The following is a 26,652-nucleotide window of genomic DNA, read 5'->3' as shown; positions in this document are numbered from 1 at the left end:
GCAAAACGCATACGGTAGGCCTCATGGTAGAGGACGCGATAAACGCCTGGCACGACGCCGTCAACCGGCGCGACCCGGACGCGGCCCGGGCCGCGGTCACCGACCCCGTCGACGTGTCCGGGCCGCGCGGGTCGGGGCCGGTCCCGGCGGGCGACTTCGCGGCGTGGATCACCCGGTCGGGCATCGCGCTGCGGCCGGTGTCGTGGCACCCGGCCGGGCCGGACGGCCTGGTGGTCGAGCAGGAGGCGACCTGGGACGGCGGCGCGCCCGCGCGGGTCGCGACGCTGTTCCGGGTGCGCGACGGCCGGGTGGCCCTCGCGCACCGCTTCGACTCGCTGTACGAAGCCCTGGCCGCGGTCTAGCCCAGCCGCGCCGCCAGAGCCGCCGACACCTCGTCGATGCGCGCCTGGGCGATCCTCAGCTCCGGGGCCGGGTGCAGGCCCGCGACAGCCGCACCTGCCACACGCCGGGACCGGCGGTCTCGGCATCGGTCAGCTCGGCGATCGTGAGCACGTGCCGGCGCGGGACGAGGACCAGCCAGCCCTCGACGCCGGTGTCGAAGGCGTGCGCGACCCCGCCAGTGCTCGTCGACGCCGATCCGCTCGCGCAACGGAAGATCGGAGCGGGCGTTCCGGGTACAACTGAAGCAACTCAATCGAAGTCCCACCGCTCGAGCTCGCGCAGCCACGCGTTGGCGTTGCCGTCGGAAGGGGCCCGCCAATCGCCGCGCGGGGACAGGGAGCCGCCGGCCGAGACCTTCGGGCCGTTCGGCAGCGCTGAGCGCTTGAACTGGGCGAAGCCGAAGAACCGCTTGCAGAACACGTCCAGCCAGTGGCGGATCGCCGGCAGGTCGTAGGCGGCGCGGCGGTGCTCCGGGAAGTGCACCGGCCACGCGCCGGCGCCGGCGTCGCGCCACGCGTGCCAGGCCAGGAAGGCGATCTTGGAGGGCCGCATGCCGTACCGCAGCACGTGGAACAGCGTGAAGTCCTGCAGCGCGTACGGGCCGACCTTCGACTCCGAGGACTGCAGCTCCTCCCCCGGCACCAGCTCCGGGCTGATCTCCTGCTCGACGATCACGTCCAGGATCTTGCCGACCTCGGCGTCGAACTGGCCGCTGTTGCTCACCCAGCGGATGAGGTGCTGGATGAGGGTCTTGGGCACGCCGCCGTTGACGTTGTAGTGGCTCATGTGGTCGCCGACGCCGTACGTCGACCAGCCCAGCGCCAGCTCCGAGAGGTCCCCGGTGCCCAGCACGATGCCGCCGCGGTGGTTGGCGATGCGGAACAGGTAGTCGTACCGCAGCCCGGCCTGCACGTTCTCGAACGTCACGTCGTAGACCGGTTCGCCCGCCGCGAACGGGTGGCCGAGCTCCTGCAGCATCAGCCGCGCGGTCGGGGTGATGTCGAGCTCGTGCACGCTCACGCCGAGGGCGCGCATCAAGGCAAAGGCATTGTCCTTGGTACCGCCGGAAGTGGCGAAGCCCGGCATGGTGTACGCGAGGATGTCCGTGCGCGGGCGCCCGGCGCGGTCCATCGCACGGGCGGCCACGATGAGCGCGTGGGTCGAGTCCAGCCCGCCCGACACGCCGATGACGATCTTCGGCTCGCCGATCGCGGCAAGGCGCTGGCGCAGGCCCGCGACCTGGATGTTGTACGCCTCGTAGCAGTCCAGCGCCAGCCGCTCGACGTCGGCGGGCACGAACGGGAAGCGCTCGATCACACGCCGCAGCCCGAGGTCGGTGGCCGGCGGGTCGATCGTGAACGCGATGCGCCGGAACGTGCTCGTCCGGGCGTCGTGGGTACGCCGGTTGTCGTCGAACGTGCCCATCCGCTGCCGCTCCTGGCGCAGCAGGTCGAGGTCGACGTCGGCGACCGAGTGCCGCTCGCCGTCGGGGAAGCGCTCGGTCTCGGCGAGCAGCGCCCCGTTCTCGTAGATCATCGTCTGGCCGTCCCACGACAGGTCGGTCGAGGACTCGCCGAGGCCGGCGGCGGCGTACACGTACGCGGCCAGGCAGCGCGACGACGCCGAGCGGCACAACAGGCGGCGGTCCTCGGCCCGGCCGACGGTGATCGGGCTGCCGGACAGGTTCGCGAGCACCGTCGCCCCGGCCAGCGCGGCCTCGGCGCTGGGCGGCACCGGCACCCACATGTCCTCGCAGACCTCCACGTGCAGCACGAAGCCGGGCACGTCGTCGGCGGCGAAGAGCAGGTCGGGCCCGAACGGCACGTCGGCGCCGCCGATCCGGATCGTCGAGCCGCGCTCGGCGTCGCCCGGGGTGAGCTGGCGGGCCTCGTAGAACTCGCGGTAGTTCGGCAGGTACGACTTGGGCGCCACGCCGAGGATGCGGCCGCGGTGCACGACGACCGCGCAGTTGTAGACGCGCCCGCGGTGGCGCAGCGGCGCCCCGACGACGAGCACCGGCAGCAGCTCGGCGGACCCTTTCCGGACCTCGTCGAGCGCGCCCTCGACCCCGTCGAGCACGGCGTCCTGCAAGAGAAGATCTTCGATGCTGTACCCGCTGAGCCCCAACTCCGGGAAGACCGCGAGGACGACACCGTCGTCGGAGCACTCCCTCGCCTGCCGCAGGATGGCGTCGGCGTTGGCGGGCGGGTCGGCGATGGCGGTCCGCCCCGTGCAGGCGGCCACCCGGGCGAAGCCGTGGGCGTAGAGCGAGCGGAAGTTCACGTTCCCATCATGGTCCAACCGGCCCCGCGGCGGCGCGGGTCCCCGCCCGCGCCGCCCGAGCCCTGGATTCAGTGCTTGACCGCGCCCCGCTCGATGGCGCACGTCAGGTGGCCCCCGTACGCCCGGAACTCGGCGGTCGGCGAGACCACGTTGCCGTCGGCGTCGATCGCCTGCCGCAGGATCGACAGGCCGGAGGTGCCCGCGGGGATCTCCACGCCCCAGCGCTGCCCCGAGCGCAGCAGCAGCTGCCCGTTCTTGGTGCCCGGGAACGGCGCGTAGTCCTCGTTGCCCGGGGTGAACCACACGCGCAGCCCGTAGTCCTGGCCCGTGTCGTTGCAGAAGTTCAGCCAGGCCGGCCGCGGGTCGGCGATACCGCCCTGCACCGGCGGGATGGTCAGCGAGGTAACGCCCTCACGCTCGATGTTGATCGGTCCGAACGAAGCGCCCATGTCGTCGTCATCCTCCTCGGCGGGATTCGCGCCGATCGTCTGCCAGGGTTGGGTACCGTCCGCCCGCGCGTCACCGACGACGGACAGATGGCCGTGCGTGAAGTGCCGATCGCCGTTCTTGGGGTTGTACGGCCGCCACGTCCAGGCCCCGTACCCGCTGACGGCGTAGCTGGAGAACATCTGCCCGTTCGAGATGCCGTACTTGACCCGCGCGTCACGCGACCGCCGGATGTCGTCGAGCACCTGATGAGCATCGAGCCCCAGATCGGGCCGGTTGGGAAAGTCCGCCGCGGTGACGATCTGACTCCCCCACCCGGGAAAGTCGTGCGGCGTGTGATCGGACGTCGGATCATGCGCCGCGTCCCCGATCAGCCCCCACTCATCGGCCCCGGTCCCGGGCGGCTTGGCGCGCGGCGCGCCCGCTTGCAATTGTCGGTGGAGGACCAGCAACGAGTTTGCGGCTCTCCAGGCCATCGCTTCCTCCCGTTGTAGGTATCGACGCCGACGCTAGCCGCAACCCGGGAGATCGACGACAGCAATCACTCATCCGGTCGTCCACACTCACGCACCGCTCGAACGAGGCCGAGCGCCAGCCACGCGACCGCCGTCAGCACCGCGAGCGTGACAACGGCGGGGCCGGCCTTGCTCTGGCTGTCGGGCGCCCAGTGATCCGGTTCCATCCGCTCACTCTGATCCATCCGGGTGACAGCCCCAGTCGGGATGCCGACACACCCATCAGCGGCGCGGATCGGTGGCAGCGGCGATAGACGCCCGCTCCTCGTCACTGAGACGCTCGTACCACGGAGGCGGCCACGAGGTGGTAAGCACCTCGCCGCCGACACCGAGATCATTCCTCGCGGCCCGGTAGAACCCTTCGCGCATCCGCTCGAAGTCATCGAGCGCGTCGGCCCATCCGTCCTGATCCCGCAGCAGCCCCCGCGCGTAGAACTCCAGCCGCCACACCGCCTGATGCCACGCACGCCCGGCCGCGATGGTGTCAGGACGGCCGAGCAGCAGAACCGACTCCCACCGCGCCGTCCGCTCGGCGGTCGCCGCCGCAAGTTCGAGTTGCCCCTGCTCCAGCGGCACCGGCTCCGACGAGTGCGGCAGCCCGCGCGCAGCCGCCAGGCAGGTGGCGACGTGCACGACGCGCTTCACGGCGTTGCCGTAGCCGACATACGCCTCGAGCCGCGCCGTATCCCACCGCACATCCTGACTCCGCCGCCATCGTGCGCGCTCCCCGATACTGGTCAGGGCGAAGGTCGTCACCACGCCGATCACAACGCCGAGCAGCGCTGGAAGCTGTTGCAGGGTTTCGTGCAAGGCGGTCACCTCGCCACATAGGCCGTTTGACCCATTGAAGCGCGGACCGCCAAACGCGCCATGCGCGATCGCGACGCGCTGGCTCAGGCCGGAGGACCAGTGGACCGACGGCTTCGTCTGGGCGCCGCGGGACGCGTGAGCCGCGGTTGGTTCTGGTTGTGTCGCGGCGGATCGATGGCCATTCGGCCCTTCGGCCTACAAACGTTGCGTGCGGTACCGGGGACTGGCCGAGCTCCTGCGCGAGCGGATCGCTGCCGGGGAGTACGGCGAAGGGCGGCCCCTCCCGTCCGAGGCTCAGCTCGCGCAGGAGTTCGCGGTCAGCCTGATGACCGTGCGGCGGGCGCTCGCCGTGCTGCGTGAGGAAGGCCTCGTCGCCACGCAGCGCGGGCGGGTCGCGCGGGTGCGGGCCAGGCCGCGGCGGCGGGCCGTGGGGCTCGGGGCCGGAGACACGCTCGTGTCGCGGATGCCCAGCGCCGAGGAGCGCGCGCGGCTCGGGATCGAGCGTGGTGTGCCGCTCCTGGAGATCCGGCGCGCCGGCGGGGGCGTGGAGCTGGTGAACGCGGAGACCGTTGCGGTGGTCGTCGAAGGGTAGGCGGTACTGTCCGCGGGGTGTTCATCCTGCTACCGCCCTCCGAGGGCAAGGCCGACGCGCCGCGGCGGGGGCGTGCGCTCGATCTGGCGTCGCTGTCCGTGCCCGAGCTCGGTGAGGCCCGGCGGGCCGTGCTCGACGATCTCGTCAAGCTCGCGGCCGACCCGGAGACGGCGCTCGGCACGCTCGGGCTCGGGGCCGGGCAGGCGGGGGAGGTCGAGCGCAACGCGCGGCTGGAGAGTGCGGCCGCCGTCGCCGCCGGGAAGGTGTACACCGGCGTCCTCTACGACGCGCTCGAGTTGGCGAGCCTCGATGCGGCCGCGAAACGGCGGGCCGCGAAGCAGCTGCTGATCTTCTCGGGGCTGTGGGGCGTGGTCGGGGTCGGGGACCGGATCCCGCCGTACCGGTGCTCGATCGGGGTACGGCTGCCCGGCGTCGGCCCGCTCGCCGCGCACTGGAAGCGGGCGCTCAAGGGGCCGCTCGACGCCGTGGCCGGGGACGATCTGGTGCTCGATCTGCGCTCGTCGGCGTACGCCGGGATGTGGACGCCCCCGAACGCCGTCACGGTGCGGGTCCTGCACGGCGGCAAGGTCGTCAGCCACTTCAACAAGGCCACCAAGGGCCGGATCGTGCGCGCGCTGCTGGTCGCCGGGGCCCGGCCGCGCAATGCGGTGAAACTGACGGAAACGCTGCGGGGACTCGGGTACCGCGTCGAAGAGCCCCGATCGGGTCAGCTCGACATCCATGTGGAGCAGCTTTAGCCATTCTCCTGTGCCGCCCGGCGGTGATCCGGGAACGTCAGGGAATGTGGACCACACGCTGACCCGACGTACCGTATCGACCGCCGGCGCCGCGCTCGCCGCCGCCGCGATGCCGCCCTCGGCGCAGCCGACCCGGGACCGGGGTGTGGCGCTGCCGGCCGGCGGGAATGTGCGGCCGGTCAGCATGGCGATGCACATTCACGGTCCGTTCAGCGAGGGCCTCGCGAGCTTCTCCGCGCTGGCCAAGGGCGCCGCGTGGTTCACGGACCTGGCGCGGTACCGGGGCAGCCTGGATCTGCGCATCGCTGCCGAGCGGGGCCAAGGCGGAGGTGGTTGTCGGCGTGGCCGATGAGGCGGCGGCGGTACCGTCGACAAAGGCCGAAAAATCGAAGACCGTCACGGTGCCGCCGGGCCATTACGTCCGGGTTCAGGTGCGTCTCGCCGGCGGCGACGTGGTGGGCGTGTCCAATCCGCTGGGGTGCTGGACAAGGCGCCGAAGCGGCCGATTCCGCCGGTACGACTCCGGGTAAGGAATAAAAAAAAAAAAGAGCGGACGACGGGATTCGAACCCGCGACCCTCACCTTGGCAAGGTGATGCGCTACCAGCTGCGCTACGTCCGCACTCAGAAAGCACTCTAGCGCATTCGCGCACGGGACTGCCGCCGGGGCCCGTCACCCGTTAGCGTGACGCCCGTGAAGGTGCGCGTGCTCGCCCTGACGCTGCTGCTCGCGGGCTGCAGCGATCCCGCCCCGGCGGTGAAGTCCGCGCCGGCCTCGGCCGCGGGCTCCCCGTCGGCGTCCGCTTCCCCCGCTGCCGCCACCACCGACCTGCGCCTCGCCTTCGCCGGCGACGTGCACTTCATGGAGCGCACCGAGAAGCTGCTGTCGAACCCGGCGACGGCGTTCGGCCCGATCGCGTCCACGCTCGCCGACGCCGACCTCACGGTGGTGAACCTCGAGACCGCGATCACGTCACGGGGGACGCCGGAGCCCAAGACGTACCATTTCCGCACCGAACCCAAGGCGATCGACGCCCTGAAGGCCGCCGGGATCGACGCGGTGACCATCGCGAACAACCACATCCTCGACTACGGCCGGGTGGGCCTGCTCGACACCCTCGACGCGCTGCACGCCGCGGACTACCCGTACTTCGGCGCCGGGAAGAACACCGAGGACGCCTACGCCCCGCGGTACACCACCGTGAAGGGCGTGAACGTAGCGCTGCTCGGCTTCAGCCAGGTGCACGAGCTGGCATCGACGTGGGGCCCCGGCCCGGACAAGCCGGGCGTAGCCTTGGCCTTCGACACCGAGCGCGCCGTGGCCGCCGTGACCGCCGCCCGCGCCCGAGCCGACCTCGTGATCGTCTTCAACCACTGGGGCGAAGAGGCGAACAGCTGCGCCAACGCGGAGCAGAAGTCCTTCGCGTCCCGCCTGTCGAAGGCGGGCGCCGACATCATCATCGGCGCGCACGCCCACACGCTGCAGGGCTCGGGCTGGCTGGGCCGCACGTTCGTCGCCTACGGGATGGGAAACTTCCTGTGGTACGGCACCTCGAAGAGCACCGAGACGGGCGTCCTGCGCCTGACCGTACGAGCCCGAGCCGTGACCAAAGCCGAATTTCTCCCCGCCGTGGTCTCCGACACCGGCCAGCCCGTCCTGCTGACCGGCGCAAAGGCGGAAAAGCTCAGCCAGCGGTACGCCGGGCTGCGCACCTGCGCCGCCCTGTCCCCGACCGCGTCGTGAAAAACCCCAGCTCAGCCCCCTTCGACGCGCCGAGGCGGGATACCGGTTTGGCATGGGGGATGACGGTCGGCTAAAGTTTGCATCCGTCGCCAGGGAACGAAGCTGGCGGTGCGGACGTAGCGCAGCTGGTAGCGCATCACCTTGCCAAGGTGAGGGTCGCGGGTTCGAATCCCGTCGTCCGCTCGGGATAGTCACCACGGTGGGGTGGCCGAGAGGCGAGGCAACGGCCTGCAAAGCCGTGTACACGGGTTCAAATCCCGTTCCCACCTCGGAGCCGCCGCATATCGTTGTGGCACCGCTAGGGCGATTGGCGCAGTGGGAGCGCGCTTCCTTGACACGGAAGAGGTCACTGGTTCAAACCCAGTATCGCCCACCACAGCTCAAGGGCCGTTTCCGCCAGCCGGAAACGGCCCTTGATCCGTTCGGGGGGTCTACCAGGGGGTCTAGACCCCTGCGGGGGCGCTGAACAACCGGTTCATGACCTCCGCCCCACTCACCAACACGGGCACGAGCTGCTGGCGGTAGACCGCCTCAGTCACGCGCGTCCCCGCGTGCCCCACGAGGTCGGCGATCTGCTCCAGGGTCAGCCCAAGCGCCGAGGCGATCGACACGAAGCTGTGTCGCAGTTCGCGCGGCGTCCACCGCTTCGGATCGAGCCCGGCCGCCTTCGCCGCCCGCCGCAGCGCGCGCCGGACGTTGGCGGCGTCAAGCTCCGTTCCGACCTCCGACGTGAAGACCAGCCCGAGATCCTTCCACGTCGAGCCCGCGCGCTGCCGCGCCTCGTTCTGCCACTCCTTGTGCAGCTTGAGCGCGTGGACGCAAAGCGCCGGCAGAGCGAGCGTGCGCCGCGACTTCTTCGTCTTGGTGTCGCCGTGCTCGCGGACCGACCGCAGCACAGACACCGACGGCGGTACCGGCGGGTCGGCGTCCGGCCGCCCCTCCAGGTCGACCTCATCCCACCGCAACGCGCGCACTTCCTCCGTGCGTAGTCCGGTGAGCAGTGACAGCACGAGGTAGGCGGAGAACGGCGTGCCCTCAGCCGCCCGCAGCAATGCGGCGGCCTCCTCCATCGTCAGCGACTTCGAGGGCCGCCCCGGCCGCCCGGCCGGGAGGTCGCACAGCTCCACGACGTTGCGCGCGACCATGCCGCGCGCCATCGCCCGGCGCACCGACCGCCGGAGGCAGGAGTACGTCTGCCCGAGGCTCGCCGTGCTCAGGACCTTCGCGCGACCCGCAAGCCAGCGATCGACGTCGGTGGCGGTCAGCTCCTTGAGCTTGCGGGCGCCGAGGTGCGGCAGGATGTGCGTCCGGCACAGATGGCCGCTCTTGGCGATCGTGTTGGCGGCCTTGCCGTTGAGGCCGTAGGTGAGCCAGTCCTCCACCGCCTCGGCCACGGTGATGTGCGCAGCCTCGGCCGGCATTCCGGCCTCGTAGGCGTCGGTCTTCTCCTTCAGGCTGGCCTTGGCCTCGGTCTTGGTCTTGCCGACACCGCGGAGGCGGATGCGCTTGCCGTTGGCGGCGTAGCCCATGACCGCCTCGGCGACCCACCGCTGCCGCGCCTCGTCCCAGTACAGCGCTCCCTCGCCGCGCTCGCGGCGCTTGCCGGCCATCAGGCGGCCTCGTCCATGAGCAGGGCCACGTAGGCGTCGACGGCGGCGGCGGGGACGAGGCGGGAGCGGCCCTCGCGGACGGTGCGCAACCGGCCGGTGCGGATGAGCGCGTAGATCGTGGTGCGGCTCAGGTTGAGCAGTTCCATGGCCTCGGGGACGGTGTACAACACCCTGACGTGCAACGTGGGCGCCTTTCGCGTCTGGGACGGGATCGGATGACGGTCGGCTGATGGCTCCGCCTCGGGGATCCTGGCGGCCCGCTGTACGGGCCGCTGAGCCAAGATCTCGGGCTTCTCGGTGTTCGGCATACCGGCCGATGCCTGTCGGCGATTCAGGGCGGTCACTGGTTCGGTCCCCCGTTCGGCTCCCACAGGGACAGCGGGTCACCGCCGTGTCCCTGGATCTCGGTGACGTTCGCGCTGCTGGCGGGCACTTCGGGGACAGCGGGGACAGGAGGGACGCTCCGGGACGGGCTGTCCCCGGCGGCGCCGGGCAGGCGGTAGGCGCCGCGCGCGTCGGCGGCGACCTGGCCGTCGGCGAGCATGCGCTGCAGCGTCTTCTTGACCAGCTCGTAGTCGGTGCCGGTGACCTCGGCGACGACCTTCGGCCGGCTGCCGGAGTTGTCGCGCAGCCAGCGCAGAATCTTGGCGCGGGTGTCCCCCACGGCGTGGTCGCTGGCCGGGCCGTCGAGCATGTACCAGGCGCCCGAGGCGGGCTGGAACCCCAGCGCGTACTCGGCCTCGTCCACGTCGCGGCCGGTCACGTGCAGCACCCCATCGGCCTGCCCGCGGGGGCGCTTGAGCACGAGCGTGGCGTCGGCGGCGCCGGCGATGCCGTTGGTGCCGGACACCTCGGACAGGAAGTCCTCCGACGCGGCTTTCCGCACGTGGTGGACCATGAGCACGGCCACGCCGTAGTGGTCGGCGACCTTCTTGACCCGGCCCACGGCGGCGTAGTCGGCGTCGTAGGCACTCGCGCCGGGCGCGGAGGCGCCGCGGAGCTTGGCGAACACGTCGATGATCACCATCCGCGCGTCGCGGTTGCGGTCCAGCCAGTTGGCGATTGCCTCGTCGCCTCCTTGTGGCAGGGGCGGGCATGCGGTGGCGAGGGTGAGCGCGACTGGGGCGGGCTGGCCGCCGAGGACGGTCGCGATGCGCGACTGCAGCCGGCGGGGGGTGTCCTCCAGGGCGAGGTACAGCACCGGGCCGCCCTCCACCGGGATGGAGTCGAACGCCCGCCCGCCAGCGGCGACGGCGAGGCCGAGGGCGAGCGACATCCAGCTTTTGCCGACTTTCGGCGGGCCGCACAGCAGGGACACGCCTTCGCAGATGATGCCGGGGACGGCCCAGCGGGGCGGGTCGAATGTCATGGCCATGAGGTCGGCGGCCGACCAGGAGGTTTTGATCCGGCAGGGCTTGCGGCGGGCGCCGAGCACGTCGGCGTCGGTGGCGTCGACGACGCGCAGGTGCGGTGCGGCCGGTGGCCTGTTGTCGTCGGCCTGGTCGGCGTCGTACGTGGTCGCCTCCTCGACGTTGGTCATGGGGTCACCTCCGGTCGTCGGTGATGAGCCGGCCGACGTATTCGGCAACGGCGGGGACGAGGGCGTTGCCGAGGGCTGCAAGTCGGTCCATCCGGGCGGGAATCCCATCAGCCACTCGACCCACGCGGGGTTCGGTCGGCCACCGATGACGTCGGGGAGGTTCAGGCCGTTCTTGCGCTGTTGACGTTTGCGGGCGATGGTTTCGGGGCGCAAGGCACCGCGGCGGGCGTCCGCGTTCTTGGGCGTGGGCCAGGACGAACAGGCGGGGTCGTGGGTGTGGGGCGCCCACCTCGCAAGCTCGGACAATGCCGGCACGGGCGGTGTAGTTGAGTCGTCGTAGGTCGCGGAGGACGGTGCCGAGGCCGCGGGTGCGGTGGCCCAGGACGTTCTCGCCGATGACGTATCGCGGTCGTAGATCGGCGATGACGTCGGCCATCGGCTTCCAGAGCCATCGCGGGTCGTCGTCTCCTCGGCGGTGGCCGAGCAGCGACTCTCCTTGGCAGGGGTAGCCGCCGGCGACGACATCGACCCGGGGCCGCGTCGCGGAGTGCCACCAGTTGACGGCAGTGCGGACGTCGTCATGACTCGGCACCTCCGGCCAGTGCTTGTGCAGAACAGCGCGGCAGAACGGGTCGATCTCGACGTGACCGACGATGCGCATCCCGGCCCGCTGCAGGCCGAGGGACAGTCCGCCAATCCCGGCGAAGAGTTCGAGCACATTCATGATCGGCAACCTTCGGCTCGGGCCGGCTGGACCGTCATGGTGGAGAATTCACCGGACCGTGCGCCCCGTTCCGGCCGAGCATGGTCGATACTTGCATCGACTGCTGGTGGACTAATCGGTCGTCGAAAGCAGGTGGTGCGCATGATTCCGGTGGTGGATTTCGATCCCAATCCAGAGCTTCCGCGGGAAGCGACGTTCTGGATGCCGAGTGAGCAAGACAGGGCTCTCGGGTACTTCCACGACATGTGGGAGATCGGCGACGTGTCGCGTGAGGACGCGATGTCAGCGGTCGACACGGAACGAAGCGCAATCACTGCGCTGGACCTGCTCGCACCCGATGCTGAGACCTTCGAGGTCATGGCCCGGGTGTTGGAGGCGTACGGAACAGAACTCCCACCGGAGGACGATCCCGCGGACCTGGAGATGTTCGATCTGCTCGCTGCCCACACGAGCATTGGAATGGGGGAGTTGGAAGGGCTGGAGATCGGCGTCGCAGGACTCTCGCTGGCCCTGTCGGCGATTGGTTGCGTCCCGGCCGCGAGCTGCAGGTCACACACAGGAGAGCATTCCTGGTCGTACGCGCCCGTTGTCATCTTCGCGACGAGTAGGTCGCGAGCGGAATGGTTACAACCTCTGGCCGCGAGGTGTGACTGCGGATTTGAGGTCGACGCCGCCCGCCCGAAACTGCTTGCGGTTGTAGCGCGGTCCGTTACAGACATGAACCGTCTGGCTGCCACAATGCTGGCGCCCGAGGTAGCCGGGCAATTACCCCTTTTCGCGTGACCGCGGTACCCGTGCCGGCGGCTCACGCGGCCACGCTCCGAGGCCGGCGGGCGCCGGCGCGGAGGCCGCTGGCGATGGTGCGCGGGACCTGCCCGGGCGGCGGGTCGAGATGCAGGCCGCACGCCTCGGCCGCGCGGGTGAGTTCCTGCTCCACGTAGACCGCGGGCAGCTGGCCACCGGCGACCAGCTGGCCCAGCGCGGCGGCGGCGGCGTACAACTCCCGGTTGCGCGCCGTGCCGGCGGCGGCCACACGCTCGCACTCCCGGGCAACGGCCGCAGCAAGGTACCGGCCGCGCCGATCCGGCGCGAGCTCCACCACGACCGGCCGCCGCTCCGGCAACGGCTCGGGCCGCATCCGCCCGGCCAGCCACTCCGGCAACGGCGCCGGGGACACCTCGAGCACCGTCGCGTACGGCCGCCCGGCGACGACCGACCCCGCGCCGAGGACGTACCCACCGTGGGCGCGAGTGTCGATGAGCCAGCCCAGTTTGCCGGCCGAATTGCGGAGCGAAGGGCCGTCGGTGGGTTGAGTGAAGTACAGGTGCTGGCCACCGCGCCCCGTGGCGACCGTGTGGGTGCCGTCCGGGTACGGCTCCCCTGCCTCGGCGGCGAGGCGGCGCAGCACGGCAGCGCCGTGGCCGTAGCGGGCAAACGCGGCCGGGGGGTGCTGGTCGGGCTTGGGCACGTCCAGGTCGACCACCGCGAGGCCGGACGGGCCGCACGCGATGCCGACGTTGTACGGCGCGGCGCCCCAGCACCGGGCAATGCGCTGCAGGTCGCAGGTGGCGCGCCGCTCCCACCCAATGTGGCCATCGGCGCAGGGACCGACGCGCTTGCAGGTGCGCTCGGCGTGCAGCGCGGGATGCTTAGCGTTGACGGCGACCGGGAAGACGTGCCAGCCACGTTCGGCGGCCGCCAATGCGTTGCGCAGCAACGCCTCAAGGTCAGGGCAAAGCTCCATATTGGACACTCCAAGAGGTAGCGAGTTGGTCGGTGCCTCGGGCCGTCCTGCGAGGGCTGCCGGGGTGTGGGCCGGACAGCGGGGGCCGGGTAGGAAGTGGCGTACGCCTTCGGTGGCGCCGCAGTGCCGGTGCTGGACGGCGTGGTAGAAGCCGCAGGTGGGTGTCATCAGGCGATCCGGTGCACGTTGGCGGCACGGCTGATGACGGTCTTGAGGTCGCCCACGATGCCGGCCAGCTGGACGCGGGCGGTCAGGTCGTCGTCGGCCAGGGCGACGGTGAGGCGCACTTCGGCGTGCTCCCGACCGTCGACTTCGACGCGGGTGAGGGTGGCGCTGCCGAGGCCGGGAACGGCGATGGTGAACGGCTCGGCACGGTGTTCGCCGAGGCCGCATCGGTGGCCCTGTGCGCACCACTCGGGGTGCGCGCTCCGGCGGCCCAGGGCGCTCGTGATCCGGCTCAGGGCGGTCATCGGGTGCCGCCGGTGCGGTTGCTGCGGTCGTTGGCCTTGATGGTGCGCAGGTGGTTGATGACGCGGCGGCCGGGGCGCAGCTGGCGGCCGGTGCCATCGCAGCGGCGGCAGATGCCGAACGCGCGGCCGCCGAACAGGGCGCGGCGCTTGCCGTCGCCCTTGCAGCGGCGGCACGGCACGAACGGCCAGAGCCAGCACGCCAACGCGTAACCGAACGTCACGATCAGGGCGGCGAGGACGAGGAAGCCGGCGGCGGCCGGGTGGCCGGTAGCGGTAGCGGCGTACGTGGGCATGGAAGTGCCTCCACGGGCTGTTTTTGGGCGTGGGGGGCCGCTGGCGCTACCCGCTACCTCGTTGGGTAGGGGCTGGCCAGGGCGGTAGCGGAGTGGGTAGCGGCGGCGCTACCGGTAGCAGTGCCGCCGCTACCGTTCAGGCGCTCTTGCGGCGGTTGATCGCGGCGTCGACGTCGGTGAACCGGGCGCCGCGCAGCACCTCACCGCGGACCTTGACGTTCACGCTCGGTACACGGTCGCGGAGCTGTGCCGAGATCGCGTCGGCGGTGATGTCCGCGTAGTGCTCGGGCAGGTTGGCGGCGAGGCGGGCGGCGATGACCGGCCAGTGCAGGCCCTTCTCCCCGCCGAGGAACACCGCGCGGACGTCGGCGAGGGTGTCGCGCATGTCGCGGGTGCTGGTCTCGCCGATCGCCGCGCCGGACAGCGTTCCCGCGGCCTCGCGGTGCTTGCGGGCGGCGGTGAGGATGCGCTCGGCGTCGCCGTGGTCGGCGAGGTACGTGCGCACGGTCGGGGTGTCGTCGGTGGCGCCGTAGAGGTAGCCGACGCCCCGGTACTGCGGGCCGTTGGGCAGCGCCGAGGCGTCGTAGCCCTCCGAGTACGCCTCCCCGCCCAGGATCGCCTCCGACACGAGGCGGTTGCCGCACTTGAGGGCGAACCGCACGGCGTGGTTGTCGCGGTACCGGTTGAACAGCCGGCCGACGTCCCCGGCGCCCACCCCAGACGGCTTCTGGCTGGAGGACAGCAGGATCACGCCAGCGGACGGGCCGACCGCCATGATGAAGCTGAGCAGCGCGGCGATCTCCTTGTTGGTCTCCTGGCTGTCCAGCTCGTAGAAGACCTGGAACTCCTCCATCACCAGCAGCCACACGCGCAGCTGCGGGTACTTCCGCGACAGCTCCCGCGTGATCTTGCCTTCCGGGCATTCGGAGGTCGGCAGCGAGGCGAGGAAGTCGTTGACCTCCTGGATGTGCGCCTTCACCTCGCGCAGCACCTCCAGCAGGTGCTCCACCGGGTCGTTGTCGCGGCTGTTGGGCACGGTCCCGAACACCATCCGGTGCGCGACCAGCCGGAACTTGTCCCAGTCCGGCGACATCTTCCCGTCCACCACGATGATCCGAACGTACGGGTCCAGCGCCGCATAGAGCGCGAGGAGCCGGGCGGCGAACGTCTTGCCCTTGCGGGGCTGCGCACCAACCAGCACCGAAATCCACATCAGCAGCAACTCGACCTTGCGGCCACGCTCGTCCAGGCCGAGCGGCACCGGCGCCCAGATGTCACGGACCTTGCCGTCCAACAGCGGCGTGCGCCCAGCGGGGATGGCGAGGGGATCGCGGTCGGCGACGAACAGCATGTGCCGCCGGTGCGACGACGGGTCGCGGGTGAGGAACACCTGGTTCACCGACACGTCCAGGCCCGAGGCTATGCCGCCCTTCGCCTTGAGCACGTCCTCCCACGTCTTGCCGTACGGCAGATCGATGAGCACCTGCGAGCCGCTGCCGGTCGCGTCGCGGGACATCGTGGACCCGAACGTGACCTGCTGGGTGGGCTTGTCCGGGTGCCCGAGCCCGGCAGCGTAGTAGGCGCGCAGGATGATGTCCGGGTTGACCCGCCGGTACCGCCCGGCCACCACGGCCGGGCGCAGGATCGGCTTGTCTTCCGGCCGGCCGAGACGCGCCAGGCCGCACACCGCGCCAGCGGCGGCCAGGCCGACCACCCACCACGGGGCCATCGCGTAGGCGATCGGCCCACCGATGCCCGCGGCGAGCAGCTCTCCCGCGAGGACGACCCCGCGCCAGGTGCGGGTGGCCTTGACCTCCCGGTGCAGCTTGTACCAGGTGGCCGCGTCGTTGTCGTCGGCGGCGTACTGGCGCAGCCCGTGCTGCTCGGACACCCACCACCAGCGCAGCTGGCGCCCGATCAGCTTGAACGCGCCCACGCTGGCCCAGAACGCCGCCTGTGCGGCGTACCAGGGAGCGCGCACCGCGTGGTAGCCGGTGCGGTGCAACACGTCCTCGGCGATGTCGCGGACGGTCGCCTTGAAGTTCTGCCAGCCCAGCAATCGGGCTGGGATGATCGGGCGGCGGCCCTTGCGGTCGGCCGGCGGCGCGTCGACCAGCACGCCGCCGGGCTCCGGCTCGTCGTCCAGGCCGATGTCGAAGTGCCCCGCCGCGCCGTCGCGGCGGGCGCGCGCCTTGCCGAGGTCGACCACGTCGGCCACGCCGGCAACCTCGTGCTCGTACTGGTCCCAGTCGAACCCGTTCGGCTGCTCCCGGTCCGGCTCGTTCGTCGTCATGCTGAAGGTCTCCTGACTCCTTCTGGAGGAATGGGGACCGGTGCGCGGCCGCGGTTTCCTAGGCCTTGAGGCCGCGCATCGGGCGGAGCTACTCGTGGTCGGCGTGGATCAGGTGCGCCAGCGCGGCGCCCATGCCCAGCACCGCGACCGGCAGGCAGGCGACCACGGTGGTGATCTGCCACGGGGCGTGCGTGATCCCGGCGGCGGTCAGCAGGTGGTAGGCGACCTGACCAAGACCGCCGAAGATGAGCGAGCCGATCGCGGACCAGCGCGCGAACGACCGAGCGGCGGCCGGGGCGGTCCCGTTCAGCCACACCGCGAGGGCGTACGCGGCGTAGGTCTCCACACCGATCGGCAGCGTGATCGCGGTGTTCAGCGTGAAACCGTCCCAGATGCCGGGGAACGGGTGGACCACACCGAACCCGGTCTGCTCGCCGAGGCCGACCCAACCGGACCAGATCGCCACGAACGCGGGCAGCGCCAGCAGCACGACCGGCCACGAGCGCGGCTTGCGCACCTTGCGCGGCGCCGCGACCGGCGGGATGCGCTCCGGCTCGGCGGTGATGTTGGCGCCCGGGTGTCCGTCACCCGTGGCCAGCGGCTCCGGCTCGGGCACCTCAGCGGGCGCGGGCGGCTCGACCGCGGCGGGAGTCTCGATGGGCTCGGCGTCCGGCGCGGTGTCCGGCTCCAGGTCCGGCACGAGGTGCAGCGGGCGCGGCGCGGGCGGCTCCGGCTCGGCCGGCGGAACGGTGGCCTCCTCGGCGGCGAGGGCCTCCAGGACGGCCGTGGCCTTGGGTGCGCCGATTTTGAACGTCTTCATGAGCGTGTTGCGGGAGGGCGTGCGGCCGATCTGCTCGGCGAGCGTGCGGGCCTGCGGCAGCAACTCGGCGATCGGCGGCGGGTACGCGCTCGGGGCGGTCATGGTCAGGCTCCGTTCGGGTAGAGGTGCTGGAAGTGCGCGAGCGTGCGGCGGGTGGCCGTCGGGGCGTCGAGAGGCGGCGTGCACTCGTCCTCGGCGCAGATGCGGCAGAAGGTCAGGCACAGTGGGCCGATGAGCGTGTCGACCTCGTAGACACCGAGATCGGCGGTGGCGCCGCAGGACTCGCATCGCTCGGCGATCGGGCATCGCGACCAGGGCGTGCGCATCGGCTCAGGCCGCGCGGCGCGGCGCGTTGTACTGGCGCATGTACCAGCGCAGCGCCTCGGCGACCACGGCGTCACGGGACCGGCGCAGCCGCTGCGCGGTCACCTCGTCCACCGGACCGTGCGCCGACATGATCCTGATCTGCACATCGAGAAGCTCGATCTCCGCCTCAATCAGGGGCATCTCGCTCTCGATCGCCTCAAGCTGCGCCTGTGTCGGTCCAGGCGAACCATTGGGGTCATTCACCGGAAGCTCCTTCACACTTGCCGCACTTGGTTAGTCAAGTGCGCTGAGATGAAGGTAGATGCGCCTGGCTAGTCAGGTCAATATCTCTGACGCAAGTTTTCTAGTCTGGCTAGTCAGGCCGTACGATGACCTGCGTGTCTGATGAGGAACTGAGCTACCTCGGCGAGCTAGATCCCGACGACTCCACCGGCGCCGCGCAGCAGATCGCGCGGCAACTCCGCGCGGCGATCCTGACCGGGCGCCTCAAGCCGGCCGAGAAACTGCCGTCTCAGCCGGAGCTCGCGGCGCACTACGGCGTGGCCCGGGAGACGGTGAAGCGCGCGCTCGACGCGCTGCGTGCGGAGCGGCTCATCGTGTCGCGGCAGGGCAGCGGCGTCTTCGTACGCGCCCAGACACAGCGGCCGGTCGAGCTGCGGCCGCACCTCGAGGCCGCGTTCGAACGCGAGGAAGTGACCATCGACTTCGCCGGGTTCCTCGGCGAAACCCTCCAGGGCGCCCTGGCCGAGGTGCTCGACCGCGTGCGCGCCGGCCAGCTGGCGCCCAAGCGCATCGCGATCCGGGTCATGGTGTCCGACATGGGCGTGCCCATGGCTCTCCCGGCGCGGGCCGACACCGGCGCCGACGACCCGACCGTGCGCGAACGCATGGAGCGCATCTCGCACCGCTCGCTCGACGCCATCGTCGACCAGGTGCACGAGCTCGGCGACCTCGGCCTAGTCGAGTCGGCCACCGTCGCCGTACGGCTGCACTCCGCATCACCGCTGTTCAAGCTCTACATCATCAACAACAGCGAAGTGTTCTTCGGCTTCTACCCGGTCACGGAACGGACCACGGCCCACAAGGGCGAGCCCTTGGCCATCTTCGACCTACTCGGCAAGGACGTGCCGCTGTTCAACTACCAGGTCAGCGAAGAGGACACCTCGCACGGCACACAGTTTGTGGCGGCGTCGAAGCAGTGGTTCGACTCAGTGTGGGACAGCGTGGCGAGGGAGTACCAGGGATGACCGACGACCTGCGCGCACTCCTCGCCCGCAGCAGGGCGATCCTGCTCGACTTCGACGGACCGGTGTGCTCCATCTTCGGCGGCTATCCGGCGTCGCAGGTCGCCGCCGAGCTGCTCGGCCTGCTCGAAGCACGCGGCGTCGACCTCGGCGACGACATCCGCTCGGAGACCGACCCGATGGAGGTGCTTCGGTGGTCGGCGACGCTCGGCAAGCCCGAGCTGCTCCGCGAGGTCGAAGACGGACTGTGCCGCGCCGAACTGCTCGCCGCGGAGTCCGCCATCCCCGAGCCGCACGGCCAGGCCGTCATCGACGCCGCCCACGAGTCGGGGCGGCAAGTGGCCATTGTGAGCAACAACTCCGCCGGCGCAATTGAGGCGTACCTAGAAGCACACCAGCTCACGGACCACATCGCGTTCATATCCGGCCGCTCCTATGCGCAGCCCGAGCGGATGAAGCCCAACCCAGAGCCGTTGTGGCGAGCAGCGGAAGCGCTCGCGGCAGAGCCAACAGCTTGCGTCTTGATTGGCGACTCACTATTCGACATCGATGCGGCGCACGCCGCCGGAATGCCGGTGATCGCGTTCGCTAACAAGCGGTGGAAGATCTCACGCTTCACTGAAGCCGCCGCTGACATAGTCCTCACGGGCATGAGCATCGTCGCTTCGACAATACATGCCATCAACAATGACGAAGAAAACGACTAAGACCTGACACCGCCCCTATAGTGCACTCGCCGAGGTTTCGGACTATCTCGATCAGGTGATCCAGCATCGGCTCAAGGCGCAGGCCCCCCGACGGCTGCTAGAGCAGACCTCTGGCAGGGTACTAGAATTTCAGGATCTTCGTTACGGGCGGCAGAACTGGTAACCTTTTGCCAGTTGCCCTCGGTTCGTCGACATCACTCAACGCGGGAGAGAGAATGCCAGATCCGACGGCCAACGTTGATCTCATTCCCATCGAGAGCCAAACTAGAACCGTACAGACCTGCTTTCAGCAGTGCCTCTACGAAGTTCCAAATTTTCAGCGACCCTACAGTTGGTCCGTAGACGAGCTGGAAGACTATTGGCGGGATGTCGTCTTGGCGAAAGGGGATTTCTTCTTTGGGTCAACCGTAACATGGGTGAGCGCGAAGAGAGAACTCTTCAATGACACCTATTCGATTATCGACGGACAGCAGCGCCTCACAACAAGCGCGATTATTCTCTCGGTAGTTCGAGATGCACTTTTCGATGTCAGCAGAACAACCGAGGAGATACCAGACATCTCGATCATCGCAAAAAGGCAAGCCGAGGCCACGCAAAAATATCTCATTGCCGTCGACGATGACGGTAACGAATATCCAGTCCTGGTTCGCCCGGAAGAAATGTTCTACGAAAAAATCCAGAATCCGAGCGCGATTCCCTCAGGTGTAAAGTGGAACGGCAGCGCAGAGCGCATTGGTGATGCACGGAAGTTCTTCGAAAGACAGACCCTCGAAGAACTGAAAGATCTTTCGCCCAGCGATCGCATCGAACGGCTCAAGTCAATCAGGTCGAACGTCCTGAAAGCGCGAATTATTCAGGTTGAGTTAACGTCAGAAGAAGACGGATTCCTTATTTTCGAAACTCTCAATACCCGGGGAACTGATCTTCTTCTCGCCGACCTGGTGAAGAACTTGTTGATTAGGGGAGGCGCGCAAAGTCGCCCCGACCGCCAGGCTATCGCTACGCGGTGGGAACGCATCGTTAACAACGTACAAAATGATCGCACCAGTCAGGATCTAGTCGATCGATTCATCTGGCAGTCATGGAACTCTCGCCGCGAGGCGGCTACCGAACCGGAATTGTTCAAGAAAGTTAGCGGCTTAGTAAAATCAGATCCCGCGAAACACCTATCGTATCTGCAGGAACTTGAAGCAGATTCCCTTACGTATAGGTGGCTAGAAGCGGAGAACGTCCAAGTTGAGCGCGCGAAGCAGGGCGAACGCAACGCTCTTGCTGTACCCGAGTTCGTTGATAGCGTACGCGCGCTCGCGATCTTTAAGGTTTCGGTAGTGAACTCGGCTATCCTTGCCACCGCAAGGAAATACCAGGAAACGAAGCTCCTAAGCAGAGGTCAACTTATCGAGGTCATGCGCCTCCTGGAAAGTTTTCATTTCCAATTTACCGCCCTCACGAACAGCGGATCTACCGGTGGCACGCGGCGTCGTTATAACAAATTCGCCATTACGCTTGAGAAGGCTCAAAGTAGACACGAAGTTGCGACTGCAATCCAAGAGTTTAAGGAAAAACTTCGATCAGGACTCCCTCCTCGCGAATCGGCCATTAGTGCATTCCGAGGAATTTTCTATGCGCCCTCCCTGCGTCTAAGTGAGGCGCAAAAGCTACGGGCACGGAAGATGTTTGTAGCGTACGTTCTTATGACGTTCGCGAAGTCACACAAGTTGTTGCCGGCCGGGCAGGACCTTGAGTCATGGTCTATCGAGCACATTAAACCGCAGTCGTTGGGCTCGGCAAAGTGGCACGACCCCGTCTACTCAATCGGAAATCTCACGCTGCTAACCAAACCACTGAACAGTGAGCTAGGAAACGCCAAGTTGCCCGATAAGTTGGCCGCCCTCCAAAGGGGTAGTGCCTATTTCGATTCGGAACTCGAATCGTGGTCAAATAACGTTTCGGAGTTTCCTGACGACGCGCAGATAGCGGCCCGTGGCGACCGCTTGGCCGAGGAAGCGTTGAACAAGGTATGGAGCCTGTAGATCGGCGATCGATAGTCCACGGCCTACCACTCCTACATTCATAGAACTGTTGAGCACAGTGGTCCGCTTCGACGTTGGTCGTGGATGGTCTGCTCTGGTCTTGGGGTGCGGGACCACGGATGGTCTCGGGTGACGGCTGCGGTGAATCCGTTGACAGTGAGCCCCCGCCCGGACTGACCAACCGTCAAGTAATCGCTAAGGAACACTCACGCTATGGATTCCGGTTGTTGTCAACGAGGCATGCGAGCTGTTCAACCGTCAGCCAGTCGCGTGTGCGATGGATCATCCGGTGACAATTCGAGCAGATCAAGGCGAGGTCGGCCAGGCGCGTTCGGGTCCTCCCCGTTACGCCAAGAGGTGTCCGATGGTGGCATTCGATGTAGTCCTTGCCGCGGGGACCGTAAGTCCGATGGAAGTCAAACCCGCATGCCTCGCAGGCCAGTACGATGCCGCGCCGGCGTGCGTCTTCGAGCTTCTTCGCCTTCAGTCCAGGGTCGCGCTCCCTACGTAGATGCTCCCTCAGCAGTACGCCGCCTTCGTCCGCGGCGGTATCGTCAACGTCCAGTTCGGAGATGACCGGTGCGTCCTCGTCCCAATCGCGAAGCGTCGCTCGGATCGACTCGGCCAGAGTCCTCATCTCGACCGGGCTGGTCAGGAAGTCCCGGACCACCTCCGCGTCGAGGCGGTCGCCGTTCGTCGGACGTCCACGGAAGTCCGGGTGGCGCGACACGAGGTCGCCGGACTTACGCTCGACGCTGGCGGGGTTTCGGAAATCAGACCGCCTCCCGTGAGCCGGGTGGATCGCCGCGGCCTGCAGGAGCCCGGATATCCCGATGGCAACAGGGTTCTCCTGGGCGACCGTCCTCCAGCCGTTGGCTTCCACCGCGGCGCATACCAGGATGATCTCGTCGCGGGTCCAGTCGGGGTTTCGGAGAAAGTCGACTGCAAAGCCGAGGACGCGGAGGCGCTCGGCCACCGTCTTGTCGCCACCAGTGAAGTCCTCCGACCGCCACGGTCGATCACCGCTGATCCCGTGCGCAACGCCGAAGATCGCCTTCGAGTCGTACAACCGGTCGTTGTAGTTCAGGAAGTACGCCTTCGCTGGCCCGAACCCGTGCACTCGAAGGAACTCATCACTTCCGCGCTGGCCAAAGTCGGCCACCGCCTCAAGCACGGCTGCCCTCGTGACATCCGCAAAGGTCATGGCGCCGAGCGTAGCGGTCACTCCCACTGTTGCTAAACGTCCACAGACAGGTTGTCTCTGCAGTCCCTGGTGTCCCTCCCTCTAGCCTGAGCAGCAGATATGCCGGGGACGCCTTGATCACAAACGTCCCTGGCGACGCATGCTGGGAGGGCTGGAACAGAGGGGTGGCCTGCCCCTCTGTTCCAGCCATCATTAAGCGCGGAGGGGGCGATCAGGGGGCGGGGGAACCGGTGCGAACAGTCACGTGCGGCAGCGGCCATGATGAGACGGAAGCCCTTATGCCGCAACGCTTTTCCGGACGTCACGCTCCGGGATCATCGGATTGACACGGAAGAGGTCACTGGTTTAAACCCAGTATCGCCTACGAGCAGGTCAGAGGCCGTTCCGGATCCACCGGAAACGGCCTTTGTTTCGTCCAGGCGGTCTACGTCGCTACGCGGCCTCTCCCGGCACCCCGAACATGCCCGTTCATGACCTCCGCTCCGCTCGGCAGGGGCCCGGTGGAGCTGGTGGCGGTAGACCACCGCCTCCATGACCGCGTTCCCCGCGCGCCCGACAAGGTCGGCGATCGGCTTCAGCGTCAGGCCGAGCACCGAGGCGGTCGACACGAAGCTGTGCCGAAGCTCCCGGGGCGTCCACTGCTTCGCGTCGAGCTCGGCCGTCTTCGCCACTCGCCGCATCCATCGCCGGACGTTGGCCGCGTCGAGCGCCGTCCCAACCTAGGAGGTGAACACCAGCCCCGTCCCCTTCCAGCCGGCGCCCGCCCGCCGCTGGCCCCGCGACCTACGCCGACCACGGACGGGCGGCTCGATCACAGAACGACCCTGGTTGATCGACGACGCTGACTTCGGCGCTGTCGCATACCAGTATCGAGTAACGCGCGGTTCCCGGGCTGTTCGCCGACAACGTCGCGGTGCTCGGCCCCGCCCTCCCCGATGCCCCGGCCACCGCAATAACCGGCCACCGCAATAATCTGATAGGGCGCAGCCCGAGGCCGGGCGATCCAGCCGCGGTGGTGACACCTGGCCGACCGGATGCGGTCGTGTGCTGGCTGGGGTGATGTGAGATGCAACCGTACTGGTGCGGCGGTGGATTGGAGCCGGGACGATGGTTGACAAGAAGTTGGAGATTCGGTTCCACGGACGCGTCATCGAGCATCTCGGTATCGACATGTATCAGTCACCGGTTGCGGCGATCGCGGAGCTGGTCTCGAACGCGTGGGACGCCGAGGCAACGAAGGTCGACATCGGTCTGCCCGCCTCGCTCGGTTCGCACGCTGAGGTCGTCATCGCCGACGACGGGGACGGCATGACGTTCGCCGAGTGTCAGGAACGCTTCCTCAACGTCGGCTATAACCGCCGGCGGGTCGATGGCAAGTCGAAGACGCGGACGGGGCGCCCGGTCATGGGGCGAAAGGGGATCGGGAAGTTCGCCGGGTTCGGGATCGCGCGGATGGTCGAGATCTCCACGATCAGCATCAGCACCGGGGAGAAGACGACGTTCGTGCTCGACGTGCAGAAGCTGCTCGGCACGTCGGACTCCAGCGACTATGTCGACGAGACGCCGATGGACGTCGAGATCGTCGAGTACTCCGGCCCGAACGACGCGGAGCGGGCCAATCACGGAACCACGGTTCGTCTGAAGGGCCTCACGTTCAAGAAGACGCCCAACGCCAACGAGTTCGGTAAGAGCATGGCCCGCCGCTTCCTGTTGCTGCAGCGCGCGGAGGGCTTCCTGGTCACGGTCAACCACAATGCCCTGCCGGATCCGGAGGACGTGGAGAAGATCGAATTCGACTATCCAGGACAATATGCCGAGGGTCAGGCACCAGCCGGGCTGGAGCTCGACGGCAAGTGGGGCATTGAGAAGCTGCCCAGCGGAGAGACGATCCGATGGCGCTTCCTGTTCCACAAGGAGCCGATCTCGCAGGAGGATCTGGCGGGTATCTCCGTGTTCAGCCACGGCAAACTTGCCCAGCGCCCCTTCTACTTCCAACTGGGGGGTGGCCTGGGCGGTCAACAGGGCCTGGTCTACCTGTCGGGCAGCGTCGAGGCGGACTTCATCGACGACAAGCCCAAGGACCTCATCTCCACCGAGCGTCAGCGCGTCAACTGGGACGACGACTCGACCCTGCCGCTCCTCGAATGGGGTCAGGCCAGGACGAAGCAGCTGCTGCGCAGGTGGCAGGACGCCCGCGCCCAGAAGAAGGTCGAGGCGATCGAGGGCCGGATGGCGGCGTTCTCCGGCCGTCTGGAGGCGCTCGACCGGCACGAGAAGACGATCGTGAAACGCGCGCTGACGTCCATCGCGAAGATCACGACGCTGAGCGACACCCAGTTCGCGGATCTCGCGCATGCGATCCTCACCGCATGGGAAGGAGGCAAGCTGCGTGACTTGATCGCCGATCTGGCGAATTCGGAGTCCATGGACGCCGAGGAGCTCGTCAAACTGCTCGCCGACAACCGGGTGATGACAGCGTTGCACGCAGCGGAGGGCGTCAAGACGACGCTGAACCTCATCATCGGCCTGGAGGAGCGGATCCGGACGCGAGAGCTCGAGAACGCCGTCCGCGACTACATCGCCGAGAATCCCTGGTTGATCTCCCCGACGTGGGACACCTTCCAGGTCGAACGCGGGGTAAACCATCTGATCGTCGATGCGGCGGGTGAAGCGGGCCTGAACAGCAACGACGACTGGAATGCCCGTGTCGATCTCGTCCTGTCGTCCGGTGACCAGCTGTTGATCGTGGAATTCATGAGGCCCGGCCTGACGATCGACTGGGACCACCTCAATCGCTTCCAGCGGTACGTGTTCGTCCTGCGGGAGAAGATCCAGGCCAACGCTTCGCGGTTTCGTCGGGTGACGGGCCTGCTCGTGGCAGACAAGCTCGAACGCCGCACCGGCACCGCCGGACAGCTGCGCTCCCTGAGGTCGGACGATATGGACGCGATGGACTGGGAGATCCTGCTGCAGACGGCTCGCGCGCAATGGATCGACTACTTCAAGATCCTTATCGATCGAGCACCCGACGACGCTCGAATGCTGGCGCTTGCGCAACTCGACCGTTCGCTGACGGAGGTCGACGACAGCCCGGCGGAGAACGAAGGGGGACAGACGCCGACGCCTGTGGCGGGCCCGCTGCAGTGAACACCCCAGGCGGGTCACATGAGACTCCGGACCCGTATAGCGCCGAACGACGGGTGAAATCGTCCGAACGCCACGGCCGATCTTCGCTGATTCCGTGTGTCACGCCGAAGATGGCCTTGTGATGAGACGCTGATAGGCCACGGTGAAGCACCGTTGATGCAACTGGGTCTAGTCGGTTGCGTCTGAGGAATACTCCAGTGATCGTCGCGAGCGGCCTGCGGACGACCCGCGGCGCGGCGTCCCTATGTTCCGGGATATGCCCCAAGCTGCTGAAGTGCAGCGTCATCTCGGGACGGTCCACGCAGGGTGTCCCCAAGGCGCAGAGGGCTGGAACTGGGGGCCGTCCCGTGCGGGCGGGGTTTCAGAGTTGGCCGGCAACCAATTCCCCTGTTCCAGCCGCGTTTGGTCCGGGGGTCAGGCAGGGGGTCACCGGGATGACGGCCACACACAACGGTGGACGTACGTGAACCTGAAAGGCTTACGTCACAACGGAATCCACCAAATCCGGTCGCGGCGGTACGGGAGTTCACACGGAAGCGGTCACCCAGCGCGCCCCGACTAGCACCGCACTCGACTTCACCACTTACCAAGTGCGATTTACGGTCAAGCTAGCCTCGCGTCCAGCTGTACGTTACCATTGCAATACCGAGCGCAAATGGTATGAACACCAAGAGGCTGTTTGTAAACGTGAAATCTCGGCCAATCACAACGTTCCCAAGATATCCAACCGCAGCTCCCATGAAGAACGTTCCAGCCTCACCGACACGCTTGGTTCGCTTGCTGAAGCTTGTCGTTCCGAGCGACTCGGCTGCCGATTCGACGTGGGAAACGAGAACCATTTCGGCGGACCGGTGACGGGCAACCTGGCGCGCAGCCTTTTCGAGGTCCGTCACGTAAGTCTGTACTCGTGAAGCGTAATGCAACGCCGCATCAGAACTGAATCCAA

27 protein-coding genes and 4 tRNA genes are annotated in these 26,652 nt (G+C 68.0%); 14 read left to right on the top strand and 17 right to left on the bottom strand.

The window, feature by feature from the left end; genetic code table 11:
* Positions 1 to 23: 23 nt before the first annotated feature.
* Positions 24 to 362, top strand: coding sequence for a nuclear transport factor 2 family protein (locus AB0B76_RS39495; protein ID WP_360385306.1), 339 nt, complete (start codon positions 24 to 26; stop codon positions 360 to 362).
* Between the two features lie 289 nt (positions 363 to 651).
* Here the strand turns inward: AB0B76_RS39495 and AB0B76_RS39490 are convergent, their stop codons facing one another.
* The 4 genes from AB0B76_RS39490 to AB0B76_RS39475 all read right to left on the bottom strand — a co-directional run bounded on the left by AB0B76_RS39490 (position 652) and on the right by AB0B76_RS39475 (position 4,457).
* Positions 652 to 2,685 (bottom strand): NAD(+) synthase, encoded by a 2,034-nt coding sequence (locus AB0B76_RS39490; RefSeq protein WP_360385304.1) that lies wholly within the window; start codon positions 2,683 to 2,685, stop codon positions 652 to 654.
* 68 nt (positions 2,686 to 2,753) lie between these two features.
* The gene (locus AB0B76_RS39485) at positions 2,754 to 3,377 is read right to left on the bottom strand and encodes a hypothetical protein (RefSeq protein WP_360385303.1); all 624 of its coding nucleotides are present in this window, start codon (positions 3,375 to 3,377) and stop codon (positions 2,754 to 2,756) included.
* Between the two features lie 296 nt (positions 3,378 to 3,673).
* Entirely contained in the window at positions 3,674 to 3,832 is a 159-nt protein-coding gene (locus AB0B76_RS39480; protein ID WP_360385301.1) for a hypothetical protein, read from the bottom strand.
* A 37-nt stretch (positions 3,833 to 3,869) separates the two neighbouring features.
* The gene (locus tag AB0B76_RS39475; RefSeq protein WP_360385299.1) at positions 3,870 to 4,457 is read right to left on the bottom strand and encodes a hypothetical protein; all 588 of its coding nucleotides are present in this window, start codon (positions 4,455 to 4,457) and stop codon (positions 3,870 to 3,872) included.
* A gap of 208 nt (positions 4,458 to 4,665) precedes the next feature.
* On the opposite strand from AB0B76_RS39475, the gene AB0B76_RS39470 reads away from it, so the two are divergent.
* The 3 genes from AB0B76_RS39470 to AB0B76_RS39460 are packed head-to-tail and all read left to right on the top strand — an operon-like array spanning position 4,666 to position 6,159.
* Entirely contained in the window at positions 4,666 to 5,049 is a 384-nt protein-coding gene (locus AB0B76_RS39470) for a GntR family transcriptional regulator (protein ID WP_360385297.1), read from the top strand.
* A gap of 17 nt (positions 5,050 to 5,066) precedes the next feature.
* The gene (locus AB0B76_RS39465; protein ID WP_360385295.1) at positions 5,067 to 5,807 is read left to right on the top strand and encodes a peroxide stress protein YaaA; all 741 of its coding nucleotides are present in this window, start codon (positions 5,067 to 5,069) and stop codon (positions 5,805 to 5,807) included.
* A 46-nt stretch (positions 5,808 to 5,853) separates the two neighbouring features.
* Entirely contained in the window at positions 5,854 to 6,159 is a 306-nt protein-coding gene (locus AB0B76_RS39460) for a hypothetical protein (RefSeq protein WP_360385293.1), read from the top strand.
* A 196-nt stretch (positions 6,160 to 6,355) separates the two neighbouring features.
* On the opposite strand, the gene AB0B76_RS39455 is transcribed toward AB0B76_RS39460, so the two are convergent.
* A tRNA-Gly gene (locus tag AB0B76_RS39455) sits at positions 6,356 to 6,428 on the bottom strand.
* Positions 6,429 to 6,500: 72 nt separating this feature from the next.
* Between AB0B76_RS39455 and AB0B76_RS39450 the strand changes: the two genes are divergently transcribed.
* From AB0B76_RS39450 to AB0B76_RS39435, 4 genes are all read left to right on the top strand, one after another.
* A complete protein-coding gene (locus tag AB0B76_RS39450; protein WP_360385291.1) occupies positions 6,501 to 7,550 on the top strand; it encodes a CapA family protein in 1,050 nt (349 codons plus the stop codon).
* Positions 7,551 to 7,660: 110 nt separating this feature from the next.
* Positions 7,661 to 7,733 (top strand) — tRNA-Gly (locus AB0B76_RS39445).
* A gap of 15 nt (positions 7,734 to 7,748) precedes the next feature.
* Positions 7,749 to 7,819 (top strand) — tRNA-Cys (locus tag AB0B76_RS39440).
* A 32-nt stretch (positions 7,820 to 7,851) separates the two neighbouring features.
* Positions 7,852 to 7,926, top strand: a tRNA-Val gene (locus AB0B76_RS39435).
* 67 nt (positions 7,927 to 7,993) lie between these two features.
* Here the strand turns inward: AB0B76_RS39435 and AB0B76_RS39430 are convergent.
* From AB0B76_RS39430 to AB0B76_RS39415, 4 genes are all read right to left on the bottom strand, one after another.
* Positions 7,994 to 9,160: a site-specific integrase gene (locus tag AB0B76_RS39430; RefSeq protein ID WP_360385289.1), complete on the bottom strand. Its 1,167-nt coding sequence runs from the start codon at positions 9,158 to 9,160 to the stop codon at positions 7,994 to 7,996.
* Positions 9,160 to 9,342, bottom strand: coding sequence for a helix-turn-helix domain-containing protein (locus tag AB0B76_RS39425; RefSeq protein WP_360385287.1), 183 nt, complete (start codon positions 9,340 to 9,342; stop codon positions 9,160 to 9,162). The genes AB0B76_RS39430 and AB0B76_RS39425 overlap by 1 nt, the downstream gene beginning before the upstream one ends.
* A 158-nt stretch (positions 9,343 to 9,500) precedes the next feature.
* The gene (locus AB0B76_RS39420; RefSeq protein WP_360385285.1) at positions 9,501 to 10,700 is read right to left on the bottom strand and encodes an AAA family ATPase; all 1,200 of its coding nucleotides are present in this window, start codon (positions 10,698 to 10,700) and stop codon (positions 9,501 to 9,503) included.
* Positions 10,701 to 10,704: 4 nt separating this feature from the next.
* Complete coding sequence (locus AB0B76_RS39415) at positions 10,705 to 11,424, bottom strand: DNA cytosine methyltransferase (protein WP_360385283.1); 720 nt, start codon at positions 11,422 to 11,424, stop codon at positions 10,705 to 10,707.
* Positions 11,425 to 11,565: 141 nt separating this feature from the next.
* Between AB0B76_RS39415 and AB0B76_RS39410 the strand changes: the two genes are divergently transcribed.
* Positions 11,566 to 12,207, top strand: coding sequence for a hypothetical protein (locus tag AB0B76_RS39410; protein WP_360385281.1), 642 nt, complete (start codon positions 11,566 to 11,568; stop codon positions 12,205 to 12,207).
* A gap of 22 nt (positions 12,208 to 12,229) precedes the next feature.
* Here the strand turns inward: AB0B76_RS39410 and AB0B76_RS39405 are convergent, their stop codons facing one another.
* The 7 genes from AB0B76_RS39405 to AB0B76_RS39375 form a co-directional block, all read right to left on the bottom strand.
* Positions 12,230 to 13,168, bottom strand: a complete 939-nt coding sequence (locus tag AB0B76_RS39405) for a bifunctional DNA primase/polymerase (protein WP_360385279.1) — start codon at positions 13,166 to 13,168, stop codon at positions 12,230 to 12,232.
* Between the two features lie 167 nt (positions 13,169 to 13,335).
* Positions 13,336 to 13,638 (bottom strand): hypothetical protein, encoded by a 303-nt coding sequence (locus AB0B76_RS39400; protein WP_360385277.1) that lies wholly within the window; start codon positions 13,636 to 13,638, stop codon positions 13,336 to 13,338.
* On the bottom strand, positions 13,635 to 13,931 hold the full coding sequence (locus tag AB0B76_RS39395) for a hypothetical protein (RefSeq protein ID WP_360385275.1): 297 nt from the start codon (positions 13,929 to 13,931) through the stop codon (positions 13,635 to 13,637). The genes AB0B76_RS39400 and AB0B76_RS39395 overlap by 4 nt, the downstream gene beginning before the upstream one ends.
* A 136-nt stretch (positions 13,932 to 14,067) precedes the next feature.
* A complete protein-coding gene (locus AB0B76_RS39390; protein ID WP_360385273.1) occupies positions 14,068 to 16,224 on the bottom strand; it encodes a cell division protein FtsK in 2,157 nt (718 codons plus the stop codon).
* An 88-nt stretch (positions 16,225 to 16,312) separates the two neighbouring features.
* Positions 16,313 to 17,146 carry an ABC transporter permease gene (locus tag AB0B76_RS39385; protein WP_360385271.1) on the bottom strand — a complete coding sequence of 278 codons (834 nt, stop codon included), beginning with the start codon at positions 17,144 to 17,146 and terminating at the stop codon, positions 16,313 to 16,315.
* 2 nt (positions 17,147 to 17,148) lie between these two features.
* On the bottom strand, positions 17,149 to 17,370 hold the full coding sequence (locus AB0B76_RS39380) for a hypothetical protein (RefSeq protein ID WP_360385269.1): 222 nt from the start codon (positions 17,368 to 17,370) through the stop codon (positions 17,149 to 17,151).
* Positions 17,371 to 17,374: 4 nt separating this feature from the next.
* Positions 17,375 to 17,614 carry a DUF6284 family protein gene (locus AB0B76_RS39375; protein WP_360385267.1) on the bottom strand — a complete coding sequence of 80 codons (240 nt, stop codon included), beginning with the start codon at positions 17,612 to 17,614 and terminating at the stop codon, positions 17,375 to 17,377.
* Between the two features lie 134 nt (positions 17,615 to 17,748).
* Here AB0B76_RS39375 and AB0B76_RS39370 point away from each other — a divergent pair, with 134 nt between their 5' ends.
* The 3 genes from AB0B76_RS39370 to AB0B76_RS39360 all read left to right on the top strand — a co-directional run bounded on the left by AB0B76_RS39370 (position 17,749) and on the right by AB0B76_RS39360 (position 21,355).
* Positions 17,749 to 18,618: a winged helix-turn-helix domain-containing protein gene (locus AB0B76_RS39370; protein WP_360385265.1), complete on the top strand. Its 870-nt coding sequence runs from the start codon at positions 17,749 to 17,751 to the stop codon at positions 18,616 to 18,618.
* A complete protein-coding gene (locus tag AB0B76_RS39365; RefSeq protein WP_360385263.1) occupies positions 18,615 to 19,322 on the top strand; it encodes an HAD family phosphatase in 708 nt (235 codons plus the stop codon). The genes AB0B76_RS39370 and AB0B76_RS39365 overlap by 4 nt, the downstream gene beginning before the upstream one ends.
* 215 nt (positions 19,323 to 19,537) lie before the next feature.
* Positions 19,538 to 21,355: a DUF262 domain-containing protein gene (locus AB0B76_RS39360; protein ID WP_360385261.1), complete on the top strand. Its 1,818-nt coding sequence runs from the start codon at positions 19,538 to 19,540 to the stop codon at positions 21,353 to 21,355.
* Positions 21,356 to 21,566: 211 nt separating this feature from the next.
* Here the strand turns inward: AB0B76_RS39360 and AB0B76_RS39355 are convergent, their stop codons facing one another.
* On the bottom strand, positions 21,567 to 22,559 hold the full coding sequence (locus tag AB0B76_RS39355; RefSeq protein WP_360385259.1) for an HNH endonuclease: 993 nt from the start codon (positions 22,557 to 22,559) through the stop codon (positions 21,567 to 21,569).
* A gap of 1,107 nt (positions 22,560 to 23,666) precedes the next feature.
* On the opposite strand from AB0B76_RS39355, the gene AB0B76_RS39350 reads away from it, so the two are divergent.
* Both AB0B76_RS39350 and AB0B76_RS39345 read left to right on the top strand, forming a co-directional pair.
* Positions 23,667 to 25,706 carry an ATP-binding protein gene (locus AB0B76_RS39350; protein ID WP_360385257.1) on the top strand — a complete coding sequence of 680 codons (2,040 nt, stop codon included), beginning with the start codon at positions 23,667 to 23,669 and terminating at the stop codon, positions 25,704 to 25,706.
* Between the two features lie 590 nt (positions 25,707 to 26,296).
* Positions 26,297 to 26,617 carry a hypothetical protein gene (locus AB0B76_RS39345; protein WP_360385255.1) on the top strand — a complete coding sequence of 107 codons (321 nt, stop codon included), beginning with the start codon at positions 26,297 to 26,299 and terminating at the stop codon, positions 26,615 to 26,617.
* Positions 26,618 to 26,652: the final 35 nt, after the last annotated feature.

The sequence above is a fragment of the Dactylosporangium sp. NPDC049140 genome (genome assembly GCF_040648435.1).
The sequence above is the reverse complement of the archived record's forward strand: the minus strand, read 5'-3'. Positions and strand labels throughout refer to the sequence as shown.